This is a genomic window from Brucella sp. JSBI001, assembly GCF_026014005.1.
Classification (GTDB): Bacteria; Pseudomonadota; Alphaproteobacteria; order Rhizobiales; family Rhizobiaceae; genus Brucella; species Brucella anthropi.
In genome coordinates this window covers 2,409,512-2,426,960 of the sequence record NZ_CP110339.1, presented here as the reverse complement: position 1 = coordinate 2,426,960, position 17,449 = coordinate 2,409,512, and the positions used below count along the sequence as shown (strand labels likewise).

The following is a 17,449-nucleotide window of genomic DNA, read 5'->3' as shown; positions in this document are numbered from 1 at the left end:
TCGCGAGTTTTGATGCACAAACCCGGCTGAAATCATCTGAACGTCAATTCTGGGGCGAAAAAGGTTCAAAAATACCTTGAAAATCCTTCATTCGCGGCAGCTGATAGCCACCCAGTTTCGATGTTTTCAAGCCGAGACCGACAAGGCTTTCACACAGTTTCACCGCACAGGTCACGCCGTCGATGACCGGCAGCCCATGCTCTCTGGACAGAGAAGCAGCAAGGTCGGCCATGCCCGCACAACCAAGCACAATCGCTTCGGCATGGTCTTCCCGAATGGCCTTCGCGATCTCGTTCGAGACCTTGTTGCGCGCGTCTGATCCCGGAATTTCGAGGTCAAGCACGGCCACGTCGCTGGCCCGAACACGGGCGCAACGTGACATGAGACCATAGCGGGACAGGTTATGCTCGATTGCAGGCACCGAACGCGACAATGTGGTGACAACGCTGAACTTTCCGGCAATCAGGCTTGCCATGTGAAAAGCCGCCTCGCCGATGCCGATCACCGGCATGGTTCCGGCACAGCGCGCTGCATCAAGGCCGGTATCGTCGAAACAGGCAATGACGCAGGCATCGGCGGTCGGGCGCTTCTGCATTTCCCCGATCATGCCAGGAATGGCAAAAACCTCGTCGAAATATCCTTCGATGCTCGGCGGACCGTCGGCGGGATTGCTCGCGATGATTGTCGTGCCGGCACCTGCCACGCTGCGTGCAGCCTCGCCGATCTTGTGCGTCATCGATGCAGTTGTATTGGGGTTGATGACAAGTATTTCCATTTTCCTCGAACCATCGAAATATTTGTTTTCGTTCTGGATGGTCCAGAGCGTCTTTCGGACGCTCTGCCTAGTCTGCAATACCGGCGGTCAGATTTCCCCGCCCAGATAGAGTTTCGTGACGCGATCATCCGTCGCCAGTTCTTCCGAATTGCCGGACAGGACGATCTTTCCGGTCGTCAGGGCATAGGCGCGCTGCGAGATGCGGAGCGCCATGCGTGAATTCTGCTCGACCAGAAGAACGCTCACCTTTTCGTCGCGGTTGATGGCGACAATGGAGCGGGCGATATCCTGCACCAGTTTGGGTGCGACTCCGAGAGACGGCTCGTCCAGCAGCAAAAGCTTCGGTTTGGCCATGAGCGCACGCCCAATGACCAGCATCTGCTGCTCGCCGCCGCTCATTGTGCCTGCGGCCTGCGAATAGCGTTCCTTCAGGCGCGGGAACCGCCCCAGAACCATCTCCAGCGTGTTGGCGATATCCGCCTTGCTGGAACGGGTGAACGCCCCCATCATCAGATTGTCGCGCACGCTCATATAGGGAAAGACGCGGCGGCCTTCCGGTACCATGGCAATCCCCATCTTGACGATCTCGTCCGACCGGGTGCCGTCGATCCGGCGGCCCTCATAATGGATTTCGCCCTTGCGGATCTTTTTCAGCCCCGTGATCGCCCGCAGGATCGAGGATTTGCCCGCACCATTGGCGCCGATCAGCGCGACTGTCTCTCCCTCCTGAACGCTCAGCGAAACGCCTTTCAGCGCATAGACGTGATCGTAATAGAGTTCGGCATCGGAAACTTTGAGAAGCTCTGCCATGGTCAATATCCAATCGTTTCGTCTTCTGCGCCGAGATAGGCTTCGATCACTTTCTCGTTTTCCTGGATCTGTTTCGGCGTTCCTTCCGCGATCTTCTGGCCGAAATTGATGACGACGATCCGGTCGGAAATATTCATCACCGCCGGCATGTCATGTTCCACCAGCAGCACCGTGACACCCCGGTCACGGACCGCCCGCACCATTTCCACCGCCTTGACGGTTTCGTCATGGTTCATCCCGGCAAAGGGTTCATCCAGAAGCAGGATTTTCGGCTCCGTGGCGAGACCGATGGCAATGCCAAGCGCCCGCAAGTGACCATGCGGCAGGTTCTGCGCAACCTCGTCCCGCTGCTTCCACAGGCCGAGAAACTGCAGGATTTCGTCGGCAGAGCGTCCGAATTCCTCCTGATCCCGGCGAGCAAGGCTTGACCCCACATAACAGCCGAGGAAACTCGCCTTGGCGCGCAGATGGTGGCCGACAATCACATTGTCGCGCACTGTCATGCCCTTGAAGATCGTCGTTTCCTGGAAGGTGCGCACCACGCCCTTTCGCGCCACGATATGCGGTGCCAGACCGGAAATGCGCTCACCCTTGAAGCGGACTTCCCCGGAGGTGGGCGTGAGAAATGAGGCGATCAGCTTGAACAGCGTGGATTTGCCCGCGCCATTCGGCCCGATGACCGACAGGATTTCCTTTTCACGCACCGAAAAGGAGACATCGTTGACCGCCACCAGACCGCCGAAACGTTTGGTAACGCTTTTGACTTCAAGAAGATCGCTCATGATCCTGCTCCCTTCTTTCCGGTCAGTCTGAGGCTGAGAAGCCCGTTAGGCAGGAACAGCATCAGGATGATGAGAACGCTGGAGAAGATCAGAAGCTGGAACTTGCCGGTCTGGAACAGGAAGTCCCAGCCGAAATAGAGGACGAAGGTTCCAATGATCGGACCGAAGACATAGCCAAGCCCGCCCAGGAAGCAGTTGAGCATGAAATTGACCGAGTCCGTGACGGTGAAGCTCGACGGATAGATCGACTGCGAGATCGCCACGAACATCGCACCGCCAAGCCCGCCGAGGAAGGACGAGATCGCATAGGCCAGCACACGCAGATTGGTGATGTTGACGCCAATCGACGAGGCAAGCTCCTCATTTTGCTGCAACGACTGGCAAAGACCACCGATGCGCGAATTGATGAGGCGATAAAGCCCCGCGAAGCACAGCACCATCAGCACAATGGATACGAAATAGAAGGCCGCGCGCGGGTTCTGCAATGTTGCGAAATCCGGCAGGATGGTCAGGCCGAAAAGCGATATGCCACCCGGCATCGGAATGCTGACCATGCCCTTGGCGCCATTGGTGATGGGCAGCGCCATCGCCAGAAGACGGGCAACTTCGGTCAGAACCAGCGTGACCATGGCGAAATAGACGCCGCGAAGCCGCAGGATCGGAATGCCGATCAGGATGCTGGCGAAAGCGCAGAACAGTCCGGCCAGAGGAAGCGTCAGCCAGAAGGAGACGCCATATTTCACCATCAGGATCGCCGACACATAGCCGCCCATAAGAGCATAGGCACCCTGGCCGATATTGATGCGACCTATATAGAAGGTGAGCCACACCCCGCCACTGACGATGGAGAGAAGCGCCACCGAAGTGAGCGTATAGTAAAGGTCGTGCCGTCCGGTTGCCTCGATCAGGACCGGAATACCGATGAAGATCAGGGCCAGAAAGGCGGCAACGCCGATAAGCTTTGTTGTCTTTGTCATGATTGCCCCCTCAACCCCACGGCTTGCCCATGAGCCCGTTCGGACGGATGCTCAGGAACACCATCAATGCGGCGAAGATGACGAGATAGGTGATGTCGCCATAGGAGCGCAGCACCGTCAGCCCGACGGATTCCATCATGCCGAGGATGAAGCCGCCAGCAATGGCACCGCTCACGACGCCTGCGCCGCCGATCATCACCATCATGAAAGCCTTGATGGAGATGGCGCCGCCGATGCCGGAATTGACGCCGGTAATCGCGACCAGCAACCCGCCCACCAGACCTGCAAGCATTGCCCCCAGCGCGAAGCCGATCATTGAATAACGATCGACATTCACACCCATCAACTGCGCGGCCACGCGGTCCTGGGCAAGTGCGCGCATGGCGCGACCGGGTTTGGTGTATTGCATGAAAAGAACGAAAGCCGCGATGAAGACCACGGCAAGCACACCGATCAGAATGCGGTCATAAGGCATGATCAGGCTGTCGGAGACGAACACGCCATTGACGATCTTCGGCACGCCGCGTTGCTTTTCACCGAACAGAAGCAGGATCACCGCATCCAGAAAGAAAGCGACGGCCGCAGCAAGCAGCATCGTGCTTTCATCGCGCAGACTTCGCTTGATGACCGGTCGGAAGAGAAATTTTTCAATCAGCGCACCAACGATCATCAAAGTGACCGCGGAAGCCAGAAGAGCGACAACAAACGGCAGGCCAAGCTGTCCGTAAACCGTATAGGTGACAAAACCGCCCAGCACATACATCTGGCCGTGCGCAAAATTGAGGACGTTCATGAGCGCGAAGATCAGCGTCAGTCCCAACGCGATCAGTGCATATTGCGCACCCAGATATAGCCCATTGGCTATCACTTGTTCCATGAAGGCAGACTCCCTCGTGCGAAGTGTCGGGTAAACTGCAAGGCAGGCCCAAAACTCCGTGACAGTTCCTGAAGCATTTCCCGTTTGGCATGAGCCATTGGAAACGCTCTAACTGTTTGTTTTAACGCGCATCTTATTCCGAAAGCCGCTTCGCACTTTTCGGGATGCGCTCTAGCGATTGGGAGGCCCGAAGCAGAAGTACCCCTCTTCCGCTTCGGGCTTTTCACAGGCCTATCGGTTAATCGACCTGGCCGACGAAAAGCGTTTCAAACTTGCCGTCCTTGTATTCTGTCACAACCATCGGAATACCGAGCTGGCGCTTCTGCGTGAAGGACGAGGTGCCGACATAGGTCAGCTTGGAACCGTCGCCATCGCCCTTGACGAAAGGATTGGGCGCGGAGAACGTGTCCACCGTCTTCTTGAATTCCTCGACATTGTCGACCGCAGCCGGGTTGGCCTTCAGCGTCTCGACAATGTATTCGAGCGCATAGACCTTGGTGTTGGACTCGTCATTATATTCGCCATAGGCCTTGGTGTAACGGTCGACGAATTCCTTCATCACGTCGGATGCGATTTCAGGCGTGGAAGCGCCACCCACCGAGATGAAGCCATTGGCGAGTTCGCCTGCACCTTCTTCCAGAACCTTGGCGTCCTGCGCGGTTTCGGTGGAAATGAAGCCCTGATAACCAAGCTCGCGCGCAGCGCGGATCAGCAACGGCGCATTGCCCGGCGCAACGCCCGACAGAACCAGCAGGTCCGGCTTCTGCATGACAATCGGCGTCAGAACAGGCGTGAAGTCGCGCGTATCGTTCTGATAGGCGTCGTTGGTGGAGACGACTTCAAGACCGAGCGCCTTGGCTGCCTCGATACCGCTGTCGCGCTGGCTGAGCGGATCGGATTCATTGGCCGCCACAAAGGCCACCGTCTTGATGCCTTTGTTTTCCTTCAGATATTTATAGATCGCTGGGCCGGACTGATAGTTGGCAATCATGCCGAGAACAGCATTGGACGCTGGTGGCGTATAAAGTTCCTTCGGGAAGGAATAAGGGAAATAGATGATGCCCTTGGCTTCCGCCACCGGGCGGACGGCAGCGGCGCCGTCATCCACATTCGGACCCACGACGTAGTGAATGCCTTCCTGTGCCATCTTTTCCATGCCGGCGATGGCGCGCTTCGGGTCTTTCTGGTCATCGAAGGTAACGACTTTGATCTTGTAGGTATCGTCGCCAATCTTCACGCCGCCCTGCTCGTTGAGCCAGTCGGCACGAACCTGCATCGAGCGAACATTGGATGTGCCCCAGGCCGCCGCAGGGCCGCTGGTGACACCGACGAAACCGATCTTCAGCTCCTTGTCCGCTGCCTGGGAGGCCGACGCGGACATGAGCGCAAATATAGAAACGGCGCCTAGCGCCGCAGTCTTAACAACTGCGCGTCTATTGATCATTTTAGTTCCCCTTACTTAGCTTTACCTTTCCCTCATTTGGCGGAGAAAGGATATTCAAGCTAAACACGCGTTCGAAATATTGTCAACAATCTGAATATTTTTAATGAACGATCTTGGAGCAGCGCGTCATCAATTCCAGAAAATTTCTGAACGGAAAAAGGCGCGTCGGTTTCCGACGCGCCTATTGAAATGACAAACTGGGAACAGACTAGCTCCGCGCCTGCAACTGCGCGAAATGGGCGAGCATTCGGTCCGGCTCGGCCTTGATGCCACTGAAGAGTTCAAACGCGCCGACCGCCTGAAACACAGCCATGCCGCCGCCGTCGAGCACGCGGCATCCGCGCTCCCTGGCAAGCCGGACAAGCGCCGTCTGCAGAGGGAAATAAACAATGTCCGAAACCCAGAGGTGCGGCTGCACCAGCTCAGGCGCAAGCGGCAGACCCGGATGCGCGTCCATGCCCGTTGGCGTTGCATGGACCAGACCCGAGGCCTGTGCCAGTGTCTCCTCCAGATCGGCCCCGGCAATGAAACAGCATTGCGGCTGCACCGAGACAAGCTTGCCAATTACCGCATCGACCTTCGCGGCATCGAGGTCGAAGATGTGGACCTCCCGTGCGCCCATTTCCGCCAGCGCATAGGCAACGGCAACGCCCGCCCCGCCTGCACCGAGCAACACGACACGCTCCAACGATGCATCCGGCAGGCCGCGGCGAAACCCTTCAGCGTAGCCCCACCAGTCGGTATTGTGACCGATGCGCCTGCCGTCGGAAAACACCACCGTGTTGATTGATTGCAGGGCCAAGGCATGGGGCGAAAGTTCATCGACCAGCGCCACCGCAGCCTGCTTGCAGGGATGGGTGATATTGAGCCCGGCAAATCCTGCAGCGTCAGCCTCCGCGACAAGGGCTGGCAGATCGCGTTCCGAACGCCCGTTCTCGGCGATGTCAATAATGTCGTAGCGATAGGCCAGCCCGGCGGCCTCGCCTTCCCGCATATGCATTGCCGGCGAAAGCGAACGTTGAATATTTGCGCCGATCAGACCCACATGCACACGACGTTTGGTCACTTCACTTATCAATTCTCATCTCCGCAGGATCGGACGATATGTCGATCCTCGTTATTCCGGGCTTTTCAAAAGAGCGATGATCGTATCGCTGATCAGGCGGCGATGCCGTGCCTTCACGTCGGAGGCCATCAGATCGGTGCCGAAAATCGCGCCGAACGTATGTCTGTTGGACACACGGAAGAAGCATTGCGCACTGATCAGCATGTGAAGGTCGAGCGCTGAAATGCGCCGTTGAAAGATGCCCTGCTCGCGCCCTCGCTCAAGGATTTTCTCGATCGTTTCCAGAATGGTTACATTCTGGCGCGACAGAACATCGGAGCGTTCCATATGTTCGGCGCGGTGAATATTTTCCACCGCAACGAGCCGCACGAAATCCGGATTGGCATCGTCATGGTCGAAAGTGCTTTCCACCAGACTGCGCATGGCGGATTCCGGGTCCTGATCGTCAAGCGACAGTGAGCTTTCAAGCGTGCGTATCTTGCCATAGGCCCGTTCCAGAACGGCGAGATAAAGCCCATCCTTGCTGCCGAAGTAATAGTAGATCATGCGCTTGGACGTGCGGGTCTGCGCCGCGATTTCATCCACGCGCGCGCCGGAGAAACCCGATGCCACGAACTCCCGCGCTGCGACATCGAGAATATTCTCGCGCGTTGCGTCAGGATCGTTCTTGCGCGGCTGCGCCTTGGCGAGTGCCTTTGCCATAGTCCTCCCCCTTCAGCGTTCAGAGTGCCACAGCACTTTTTGGCATGCCCGCCGGACGCATGTATCGCCGCAGCGCCGCAATGCGGAAGATCGCATTGGCTGCGCCATATCCCTTGTAGCCTCGCCTCTGCACGACTTCGAAAAAGAAGCCCTGATCGTCGGTCGGGCTGTAAAGCTGGAAATATTCCCCGCTCTCGTCGCGATCATAAAGCACGTTCGCGGCCTTGAGCCGGTCGGTGAACTCCGGATCGAGACCGAGACGTGCTTCCAGATCGTCGTAATAATTCGGCGAGATTTCCAGCGTATGGAAGCCGTTGTCGCGCAAAGCCGCAGCCGTCGCGAAGATATCATCCGTCGCAAAGGCCAGATGCTGGATGCCCGACCCGAAGGTCTCGGCAATGAAGCGACCGGCCAGTGTGCGACGGTTTTCCGCACCGTTGAGCGTGATGCGCAGCGTTCCCTCGTCGTTTTCCACCACCTGACTGCGCACGACACCGCCCGGATCGACGATATCGACCATGGGCGACTTCCGCGATTCCGTGAGCGAAGTATAGAAAAGCAGCCAGGTCAGAAGTTCATCGAACTTCATCGTCTGGGCAACGTGATCGATATGGGTGAGACCGACACTGGTCCCTGTATCATTGCCTGCGACCGGCTCGAACTCGATATCAAAGATACGGCCGAGATCGGTCTTCTCATCGAGGAAATAGACCAGCCCGCCGCCAACGCCACGAATGGCGGGCATACCGATTTCGCCCGGATCGAGCGGTTGCTCAAAACTTTCCGCGCCCATGGCCACTGCGCGGGCATGGGCCTCAGCCGCATCGTCCACGACGAGCGCCATGGCATAGGCAGCAGTGCCATGGACGGCATAGGCCGAGCTGGCGAAGCCGCGCGTATCCGTATTGATGACGAGGTTGATGTCGCCCTGCCGGTAGAGCGCAACGTCCTTCGTGCGATGCCTGCCAGCGAGTTTGAAGCCCAGCGCACCAACTGCGGAAACCAGCTGTTCGGCATCATCGGCATGGGTGGCAAACTCGACAAAGCCGACACGGTGCACCTTTGCGCGGGGCGGCATGGCAGCAACCGTCAATTTGTTGTCCGGCTCGACCCGGCGAACCTGATCGCCAAGATAGATCAGCGAGCGGCGTCCGTCGGCGGCGATGGTGGCTGGCGATCCGCCACGGAACTGGTCGTTGAAGATTTCGAGCGAGAAATAACCGTCATAGCCGGTCGCAGCCACCGCACGCATGAAATCCAGCACCGGCAGGTCGCCCTCGCCCGGCATGTTGCGATAATGGCGGCTCCAGTAAAGCAGATCCATATCGATCAGTGGCGCGTCGGCCATCTGGATGATGAAAAGCTTGTCCTTCGGAATGGAGCGGATCGAGTTCACGTCGATCTTGCGCGCCAGAGTATGAAAACTGTCGAGGATAAGGCCGACATTGGGATGATCGGCGCGGCGCACGATCTCCCATGCATCGCGATGGTCGCTGATATGGCGACCCCAGGCGAGGGCCTCATAACCGACGCGCAGATTGCGCCGTGCCGCTCTTTCGCCAAGCTCGCGAAAATCGTCCGCGGCGCGGTCGATGCCACCAATGGCAGCTGGCGACACGTTGGAGCAGACCAGAACGAGATCGGTACCCAGCTCCTGCATGAGGTCGAACTTGCGTTCCGCCCGATCGAAAGTGCGGCTGCGCAAAGGCTCCGGCATACCTTCAAAATCACGGAATGGCTGGAAAAGTGTGATCTCCAGGCCAAGGTCGCGCGCCATCTGGCCCACCTGACGCGGGCTTTCGTCAAAGGTGAGAAAATCGTTCTCGAAAATCTCGACCCCGTCGAAACCGGCTTTGGCGATGGCCCCCAGTTTCTGCTGGAGATCGCCGCTGATGGAGACGGTTGCTATCGAAGTCCTCATGTCACACTCCTGTCTCCGGCCAGACCGGAGTCCACTGGCGGTTCCGGACAAATCGGCCCGGAACCATCTAGTTCAGTATCGGCAAGATATTCAGCCGTACTGTTTTAGTTTTCGCCGCGTACCTTCTTCAATTCGGCAAAGAGTTCATCGACCGTTTCTGCACCGATTTCGGCGGTAAACTTGTCGATGATCGGCTTTACCGCATCGCGCAGGCGCGTGGTTTCTTCCGGCGTAAGCTCGGTAACCTGCATGCCGGTCTTCTTGATCTCGTCCAGCGCCGTCGCATCCTGCTCGCGCGAGACCTTGCGCTGATAGTCCCGCGCCTCGACCGCCGCCTGTTCGATCACCGCTTTTTCCTCATCGTTGAGGCGATCCCAGAACTTCTTGCTGATCATGACGATCTGCGGATTATACTGGTGGCGGGTCAGTGTCAGATATTTCTGCACTTCGTAGAATTTGGCATTGATGATGTTGGCATTGGGATTTTCCTGCCCATCCACCGTACCGGTTTCAAGCGCCGTATAAAGCTCGGTATAGGGCAGCGGCACCGCATTGGCGCCAAGTGCATTGAACAGGGCAACCGGAACCGGCGATTGCAGGGTGCGGATCTTCAGCCCGGCAATATCCTCCAGCTTTGCGACCGGATGACGGTTGTTGGTCAGATTGCGGAAACCGAGTTCCCAATAGGCAAGCCCGATCAGACCCGTATCGGGCAGGCGTTTCATCAAATTGGTGCCGAAGGGGCCATCCATGACCTTGTCGGCTTCCTCGCCGCTGTTGAACAGGAATGGCAAATCAACCGCTTCGAATGCCTTGACGGTGCTGGACAGGATGCCCGCATTCATCACCGTCATTTCCACGACGCCGCCCTGCAAGCCGGAAAGCGTCTGCGGATCGCTGCCCAGAACACCGCCGGGGAACAGTTTCACATTGATCTGCCCGCCGCTCTTTTCCTTCACCAGCTCGGCAAATTTCTCCATGCCCGTGACCTGCGGATGGCCCTTGCTGTTGGCGGCAGCAAACTTGATTGTCTGCGAACGGATTTCAGCCATGGCGGTGGTCGTCATCAGTGCCAGCGGCAGCACCACGCCCAGTGCCATTGTCTTCAGTATTTTCTTCATGTCTTCCTCCCACTCAAAAATTCTGTCTCTGTTTTTACGCATGTCTCCCGAAACCGGTTTCCACTTTCGGGAGACATGCTCTGATTTAATGGAACCAGTTCATCGGGACCGTCACCAGTTGCGGGAACAGTACCATCAGGAAAAGCACCACCAGCTGCGCAATCAGAAACGGCAGCACGCCCGTCATCACCTTCTCAAACGGCAGGCGCGCGACGCCGCACACCACATTCAGCACCGTGCCGACAGGCGGGGTGATGAGGCCGATGGAATTGTTGATGATGAACAGCACACCGAAATAGACCGGATCGATGCCCGCCTCCTTGATGATCGGCATCAGCACCGGCGTCAGGATCAGGATTGTCGGGGTCATGTCCATGGCCATGCCGACGAGAACAACCAAGAGCATGATGGCAAGCAGCAGCAGCGTCTGGTTATCCATCAAAGGCCGCACAAGTTCGGCCAGTTCACCCGGCACATCGGCAACCGTAATCATCCAGGCCGAAACGCTGGCGCTGGCAACGAGGAACATCACCACGGCGGTCGTTTTCGCTGCATCGACCATTGCCGGATAGAGCCTTGAAAGCGGCAATTCCCGATAGATCACGGTTGCGACGAACAGCGAATAGACAGCGGCAACCACGCCCGCTTCCGTCGGCGTGAACACACCGAAGCGAAGGCCGACAATGATGATGACCGGCAGCATCAAGGCCCAGATACTGTCGAGGAAAGCCCGCATCCGTGCACCGGGTTCAGCTTTCTTCGGCAGTTCGAACTGTTCGCGACGCGCGAGGATGAACCAGGTCACGCACAGCGCAACGGCAATCATCAGGCCGGGGAAAATCCCCGCCAGGAACAGTTTGGTGATCGAAACGCCGCCGACCACGCCAAACAGGATGAAACCGATAGAGGGCGGGATGACCGGAGCAATGATCGATGCCGAGGCGATCAGCCCGGCGGCGCGACCCGGCTCGTGTCCGGCATTGCGCATCATCGGAAACAGCAATGCGCCGAGCGCTGCCGCATCGGCAACTGCCGAACCCGAAAGGCTTGCGATCACACAGGCTGCAAAGATCGCGACGAAACCGAGACCGCCGCGCACATGCCCCACCATGACCAGCGCCAGATTGACGATGCGACGCGAAAGGCCGCCCGCATTCATGATTTCCCCGGCAAGCAGGAAGAACGGAACGGCCATCAGCGGAAAACTGTCGGCGCCGTTCAGCACGTTCTGCGCCACGATCTGGGCGTCGAACAAATCCATATACATCATCAGCGCCGCACCGCTGATGATGAGCGCGAAGGCAACAGGGACGCCAAGCGCCATCGGAACCAGAAGGGCGGCAAGAAAGATGAGCAAGGTCATGGTCGGCGCGCCCTACTTGCGATTTTCATCGGTCGAGACGGGCGTGACATGCTCCTCGCTATCCGTCACGAAATGCGTCCCGGCGACATCGATCCGCCCGGTTGCGATGCCGAAACCGTTCCACGCAATGATCAGGAGTGCGGGGACTGCAAAGGCCAGCCCTGCGCCATAAAACCAGCCCATCGACATGCCTGTCGCCGGGGCCAGCGTCGGAATATTGATGAGTGTCTGCGTCCAGCTTCCCGAAAGAACCAGCCATGTCGCGCCGAACATCATGATATGGCCGGCGACCAGCGCAATGCGCGCGCCCGTAGGCGACAGGCGGCGCACCAGCGAATCCACGCCCAGATGCGCATGGTCGCGCATGGCGACCACTGCGCCAAGAAAGGTGAGCCAGATGAAGAAGATGCGCGACAGTTCTTCTGAAACCGTTATGCCCTGATTGAAGGCATAGCGCAGCACCACATTGCCGAACACGAGCACGACCATGCAACCAAGAAGGCAGGCAATGGCGAACCGCGCCGCGGTAAAATAGAAATCGACTAAAGCTTTCATGTTCCTCCTCCCGGCGCATTACTTAAAGACTGCCGCCCCTTTTCGGGTTTCGGGTGAAAGCGACCCGGCATCACCGGCGGGATGTCCCATACATCCCGAGGCGAAACATCGCTTTCCCCACAGTCCTTGACCGATCCGGGCCGACCATCGCAACGAAAGCCCTGCCAGAAAACCATTCCGGTCTCCGGCATGTGCCTCATCGTGACCAGCAATCAATCCTCCTCATCCATCCCGCTTCAGAACGGAATCGCATCGGTCAGCTGCGCCATCTCTCTAAAATGTACTAACTGGTTAGGAAGTCAATCGGTTCTGTTTGAACAAACGCATGAAAGCCTTTATTACAAGGATATCAGAAATGTTCCATCTGGTTCAAAAGAGCGGATTTCTGTGCGAAGCACAGGCTATTGACGAAAAATCAGCCACCGTTCACCAGCGCCAGAATAAGCTGATGGACATTGCCCCCATTGCCCATCTCGACCTTGTCGAAGGCGCGGCCCTGAGCGCGCTGGACGTCCACCATATCGGTGATTTCCTTGATCAGCACCTTGCGGATTTTCTGGCATTTCGGATCGTTTGGAACCGACAGGCCAACGGTCCGGCGCACGATCTCGCGCGTCATGTCCTTGGCATGGTCGCCATGCACAAGCTCATGCTTGCGGATGCCTTCGGAGAAAGTTTCCCAGTGTTCTTTCACCGGGGAATTGAGCTTCTGCGAGGGCTTCGGCAGCGTATAGGTGATCTTCAGCTTCGGCGTGGCGGACAGGATCGTGCAGGCATTGTTGGAGCGGTCGAACTTCCGGTCCCAGGTCAGCACATAGCTGGTATGGGCTATGACGCGGGTTTTGCCGCCGCCGATCTTCGGGCCACGCTCGCCGATGGATTCATAAAGTTCGGGACCGGTTTTCCCGGCAATGGCGTAGGTCTTGATTTCCTCGACGGCTTTCCAATTATCTTCGGCAAGTGCAGGTGCCGCCACCAGAATTCCAAGGAATGCGAATGCTGCCGCTTTTTTCACGCTTGCCCCGATCCATCGATTTGCCCGGATGATTTGCGGGCAAGCTACAATATCAGCGGGCGATGCGTAAGCGGCTTTCCAGCAAAAAGCCCGCCCCGGTTTCCCGAGGCGAGCTTCTCAGATCATATATTGATCTTACTTTTCGATGGTGCGGTTCCAGCGGCTGTTGAGCTGCTGGCGACCTTCATTGACGGCATCCCAGTCGAGCGTATTGGCTGTCTTCATGTAACCGTTGAAAGCGTCGAGCTTGGCTTGCGCATCGGGCGTACCGGCCTTCGCCTTCTGGTTCGACGGAATGAGGTTGCCATGGTCGAGCGCCTTGCTCTGCGCATCGGCGGAAAGCAGATAGTGAGCAAGCTTCTGGCTCAGTTCCGGTTCGTTGTTGCCTGCGAGCACGCATTCGGTCACGGCGAGGACGACAGAGCCTTCCTTCGGCTGTGCATATTCAACCGGAATGCCCTTGGCCTTCAGATTGTTGACGCCCGTCGGCGTCAGCGGGAAGATCGCTGCCTCGCCGGTCTGCACCATTTCCGAAATCTTGGCCGATGACGGAATGTATTCCAGAACGTTCTTGCCGATTGTGCCCGGGAATTTTTCGAAGCCCGGCTCGAGGTTCTTTTCATCACCGCCCTGAATGCGGTTGAACATCAGGAAGGCATGGAGGCCGAAAGTCGAAGCGGAAGCCGACTGGAACACGACGGCGTTCGCATATTTTTCGTCGGCAAAGTCCATCCACGAGGTCGGTGCTGCCCAGCCCTTTTCGTCGAAAAGCTTCTTGTTATAGGCAATGCCGGTCATGCCCATATCGATGCCGATGGCCATGTCGTCCTTGAGGCGTGCGGCAGGCTGAATGTCAGCCAGAACCGGATCATCCGAAATCTTCTGGCACAGGCCGGAACTGATCGCGCGCACCATGACGCCGTCGTCGAGCAGCATGACATGCATCTGCGGATTGTCTTTCTGCGCGGTTGCCTTGGCGAGAATATCCGCCGAAGTGCCCGGCACGACAACGACCTTCACGTCATTGGCCTTTTCGAATTCCGGCAGAACGTGCTCGGTATAGGCCTTCTCCATATTGCCGCCATTCATGCCGATATAGAGCGTCTTGGTTTCAGCCGATGCGGCGGAAGCAAAGGCGACCGACAGGCCGAGCGCCAACAGGGCGGACTTGGTGATGGCCTTGTTAGTGAATTGAGTTTTCATGCTACTCCCCTTTGTGGTTTGAGTTTTTATCGAACCGGTCGATGCGGAATGCATCGATCGGTGTTTCCGTCTCGCCTTTAACGGCGAGATCGCAAAGAACGGCGCCCACAGCCGGGCCGGTCTGGAAACCGGCGCCGCAAAATCCAAAGGCGTGAAAGAGATTTTTGACCCGGCTGCTTGGCCCGATCACCGGATTGTCGTCCGGCATTTCCGATTCAGTGCCGGACCAGAAACGGATAACCTGGGCGTTTTTCAGATGCGGGAAAAGTTCGATGGCGCGCAGCATCACCGATGAAGCCGCATTGACCGAAGGCCGCGAAAAATCCGGGTTTTCAAGCGGCGTGCCGCGTCCGCCGCCCATGACATAATTGCCGCGCGTGACCTGACGGCCATAGAAGCCGCCACCCTCTTCGCCAAGGCTCAGCGGCAGGCGAAACGGCATTGGCTCGGTTACAACCATCGATGGATAGATGCGCTGGAGCGGCACCGGCTCGCCAAATGAAGCCGCAAACTGATCCGACCATGCACCGGCGCAATTGAACAGGAGACGCGAGCGGATTTCGATACCGTTTCCCGCCAGAATGGCAAAACCATCGCCGGTTTCACGCGCTTCGATGACCGGGGTGTTTTCCAGCACCGTGGCACCGGCAGCAAGTGCTGCGCGGGCAAAGGCAGGCGCGACCAGACGCGGATTGGCGTGGCCATCTTCCGCGCAGAGCGAAGCACCCGCGACGTTGCCCGGAAGCCATGGGAAACGCTCTCGCACGGCATTGCCACCGATCAGCTCGACATCGAGCCCAAGCGGCTGCACTGTAGCCGCATAGGCTTCAAGCTTTGCAAAATGCGCCTCCGTGCGGGCAAGTTTCAAATGGCCGCTGCGGATATATTCGCCATCGATGCCGATAAGTTCCGGCAGACGCGCCCACAATGCGTGCGAACGCTGTGCGAGCGGCAGCTGTTCCGGCGCGCGACCCTGCCTGCGAACGCCGCCATAATTGACGCCGCTTGCCTGCGCCCCGCAAAAGCCTTTGTCGAGCAGAATGACCGACAGCCCGGCCTGACGCATGAAAAGCGCCGCCGAACCGCCAACAATCCCGCCGCCAATAATGACCACATCGGCCTGAAGATGCTTTGTCATGACGAAGCGCCTTCTCTGGCCGGAGCGCCAAAGCCAAGCGGGATCGGCTTGACCGGTGCCTGGGCGCGGATGCGGCCCGCTTCTGCGGGCGCCTTGTCCTGCATCGACGCCAGAAGTTCTGCGGCGGCAGCGGTACACATGCGCCCCTGACAACGCCCCATCCCCACACGGGTAAGCGCCTTGAGCCGGTTGATCTCGCGCACATCACCCTTGCCGATAACCGTCTTGGCATCACGCACCGCGATTTCTTCGCAACGGCAAAGCGTGACATCGCCTGCGATTGTATCGAACCAGTCGCGCGGGAACGGGAAAGCTTTTTCGACGATCAGGCGCTCGCGATAGATATGATCGAGCTTTGCGAGAAGGCCGCGTTCGGTGCCTTCGTCAAACGGCAGGCTCCTGTCGCGCAGCAAGGCCATCGCGGCCAATGACCCACGAATTTCAGCAGCATCCGCACCCGCGATGCCCGCGCCATCGCCCGCCACGTAAACACCTTCGCGGCTTGAACGGCCGAGCTTGTCGGCAGCAGGAAGCCATGCGCGGTCACGTTCTTCAAAGCGGAATTCGCAACCGGCGAGATCGGCAAGCTGGGTTTCGGGACGCAGCGCAAAACCATAGGCCAGCGCATCGCATTCAACCTCGCGAACACGCTTGCCCGTGCGATAGCGAATGACTTCGACATGGCCCTCGCCCAGAACTTCATCTGGTCGCACATTATAATGGATCGGCACGCCACCAAGCTTCAGTCGCAGGCCGTAATAAGCGCCGAGAGCGACAATGCGCGGTGCATAGAGCGCCAGATGTGCCAGATGAAACTTTGAAGCGAAGGGCGCTGTGTCGAGCACGGCTGCAACCTTCGCACCGGCATGATGATATTGCCAGGCGACCAGATAAAGCAGCGGACCTGAACCCATGAACACCACGCGTTCGCCAACCGTGCAGCCTTGCGCCTTGAGTGCGGTCTGTGATGCACCAAGCGTATAGACGCCGGGCTTGGTCCAGCCTTTGAACGGCAGAACCCGATCAGTCGCACCCGTCGCCAGAATGAGATGGCTGTAAGGCAGCTGGCTATGCACACCCTTGGTCAGGAGATCGAGACGATCACCCTCACCGCGCGTGATATTCCAGACCAGTGTTTCCGGGCGATAGTCGATTACGCTACGCAACGCGTCGAAGGTTTTGTGCAGCGCTTCGGCCTTATGCGCTTCCGACCCGTAACGGCTTCGATAGCTGCGCCCGTCATCGAGCGGCGGGCGACGATAGATCTGACCACCGGAACGAAAACCTTCGTCGAGCACGATAGGCTTGAGACCCGCCTTGACCAGCGTTTCGGCGGCGCGAATGCCCGCAGGACCAGCGCCCACAATGACCGGATTGGGAACCGCACTCATATCGCGGGCTCCGTCACAAAGGCCATGCCGTCTTCCAGAAGCGTGGTGCATGCACGAAGCTTGTGGCCATCAGCCGTCATGACGTGGCAATCCTGACATGCGCCGATCAGGCAGAAGCCTGCCCGCGGCTCACCGGTAAACTCGGTATGACGCAGCTTTCCCTGCACGGAGAGAATGGCGGTCAGCACGGTATCGCCACGGCGTCCCTCGAAGGAAACGCCGTCAAGCGAGAAGCTGATCGGCTGCTCAGTCAGCCGATACCGTCTGCGGAACTGAGCCGCCGAAGGGGAAACCGGGATCGTCATGATC

General features: G+C 58.1%; 17 protein-coding genes. All 17 read right to left on the bottom strand.

Translation table 11 applies throughout. The annotated features are described in order from the left end of the window. Nucleotides 1-43: 43 nt before the first annotated feature. A complete protein-coding gene (locus LJ361_RS11385) occupies nt 44-775 on the bottom strand; it encodes an aspartate/glutamate racemase family protein (RefSeq protein ID WP_012093691.1) in 732 nt (243 codons plus the stop codon). Nucleotides 776-862: 87 nt separating this feature from the next. Beyond that, the gene (locus LJ361_RS11380) at nt 863-1,585 is read right to left on the bottom strand and encodes an ABC transporter ATP-binding protein (protein WP_029928694.1); all 723 of its coding nucleotides are present in this window, start codon (nt 1,583-1,585) and stop codon (nt 863-865) included. Nucleotides 1,586-1,587: 2 nt separating this feature from the next. Continuing rightward, complete coding sequence (locus LJ361_RS11375; RefSeq protein WP_012093692.1) at nt 1,588-2,367, bottom strand: ABC transporter ATP-binding protein; 780 nt, start codon at nt 2,365-2,367, stop codon at nt 1,588-1,590. Next, the gene (locus LJ361_RS11370) at nt 2,364-3,344 is read right to left on the bottom strand and encodes a branched-chain amino acid ABC transporter permease (protein ID WP_010660570.1); all 981 of its coding nucleotides are present in this window, start codon (nt 3,342-3,344) and stop codon (nt 2,364-2,366) included. The genes LJ361_RS11375 and LJ361_RS11370 overlap by 4 nt, the downstream gene beginning before the upstream one ends. A gap of 10 nt (nt 3,345-3,354) precedes the next feature. Continuing rightward, nucleotides 3,355-4,221, bottom strand: a complete 867-nt coding sequence (locus tag LJ361_RS11365) for a branched-chain amino acid ABC transporter permease (protein ID WP_010660569.1) — start codon at nt 4,219-4,221, stop codon at nt 3,355-3,357. Nucleotides 4,222-4,459: 238 nt separating this feature from the next. Beyond that, nucleotides 4,460-5,665, bottom strand: coding sequence for an ABC transporter substrate-binding protein (locus LJ361_RS11360; protein ID WP_010660568.1), 1,206 nt, complete (start codon nt 5,663-5,665; stop codon nt 4,460-4,462). A 208-nt stretch (nt 5,666-5,873) separates the two neighbouring features. After that, nucleotides 5,874-6,743, bottom strand: coding sequence for a shikimate dehydrogenase (locus LJ361_RS11355; RefSeq protein ID WP_151665164.1), 870 nt, complete (start codon nt 6,741-6,743; stop codon nt 5,874-5,876). 39 nt (nt 6,744-6,782) lie between these two features. Beyond that, on the bottom strand, nt 6,783-7,433 hold the full coding sequence (locus LJ361_RS11350) for a TetR/AcrR family transcriptional regulator (RefSeq protein WP_010660566.1): 651 nt from the start codon (nt 7,431-7,433) through the stop codon (nt 6,783-6,785). A gap of 19 nt (nt 7,434-7,452) precedes the next feature. Beyond that, nucleotides 7,453-9,354 (bottom strand): bifunctional sugar phosphate isomerase/epimerase/4-hydroxyphenylpyruvate dioxygenase family protein, encoded by a 1,902-nt coding sequence (locus LJ361_RS11345; protein WP_151665165.1) that lies wholly within the window; start codon nt 9,352-9,354, stop codon nt 7,453-7,455. Nucleotides 9,355-9,458: 104 nt separating this feature from the next. Beyond that, complete coding sequence (locus LJ361_RS11340) at nt 9,459-10,475, bottom strand: TRAP transporter substrate-binding protein (protein WP_010660564.1); 1,017 nt, start codon at nt 10,473-10,475, stop codon at nt 9,459-9,461. An 85-nt stretch (nt 10,476-10,560) separates the two neighbouring features. Beyond that, nucleotides 10,561-11,838 carry a TRAP transporter large permease subunit gene (locus LJ361_RS11335; protein WP_010660563.1) on the bottom strand — a complete coding sequence of 426 codons (1,278 nt, stop codon included), beginning with the start codon at nt 11,836-11,838 and terminating at the stop codon, nt 10,561-10,563. 12 nt (nt 11,839-11,850) lie between these two features. After that, a complete protein-coding gene (locus LJ361_RS11330; protein ID WP_010660562.1) occupies nt 11,851-12,393 on the bottom strand; it encodes a TRAP transporter small permease in 543 nt (180 codons plus the stop codon). A gap of 415 nt (nt 12,394-12,808) precedes the next feature. Beyond that, nucleotides 12,809-13,408 (bottom strand): DUF922 domain-containing Zn-dependent protease, encoded by a 600-nt coding sequence (locus tag LJ361_RS11325; protein ID WP_010660561.1) that lies wholly within the window; start codon nt 13,406-13,408, stop codon nt 12,809-12,811. A gap of 135 nt (nt 13,409-13,543) precedes the next feature. Beyond that, on the bottom strand, nt 13,544-14,611 hold the full coding sequence (locus LJ361_RS11320; protein ID WP_010660560.1) for an ABC transporter substrate-binding protein: 1,068 nt from the start codon (nt 14,609-14,611) through the stop codon (nt 13,544-13,546). Nucleotide 14,612: 1 nt separating this feature from the next. Then, a complete protein-coding gene (locus LJ361_RS11315; protein WP_010660559.1) occupies nt 14,613-15,749 on the bottom strand; it encodes an NAD(P)/FAD-dependent oxidoreductase in 1,137 nt (378 codons plus the stop codon). After that, nucleotides 15,746-17,140: an NAD(P)/FAD-dependent oxidoreductase gene (locus LJ361_RS11310; RefSeq protein WP_264811540.1), complete on the bottom strand. Its 1,395-nt coding sequence runs from the start codon at nt 17,138-17,140 to the stop codon at nt 15,746-15,748. Before LJ361_RS11310 ends, LJ361_RS11315 begins: the two co-directional genes overlap by 4 nt. Continuing rightward, entirely contained in the window at nt 17,137-17,445 is a 309-nt protein-coding gene (locus tag LJ361_RS11305; protein ID WP_010660557.1) for a (2Fe-2S)-binding protein, read from the bottom strand. The genes LJ361_RS11310 and LJ361_RS11305 overlap by 4 nt, the downstream gene beginning before the upstream one ends. Nucleotides 17,446-17,449: the final 4 nt, after the last annotated feature.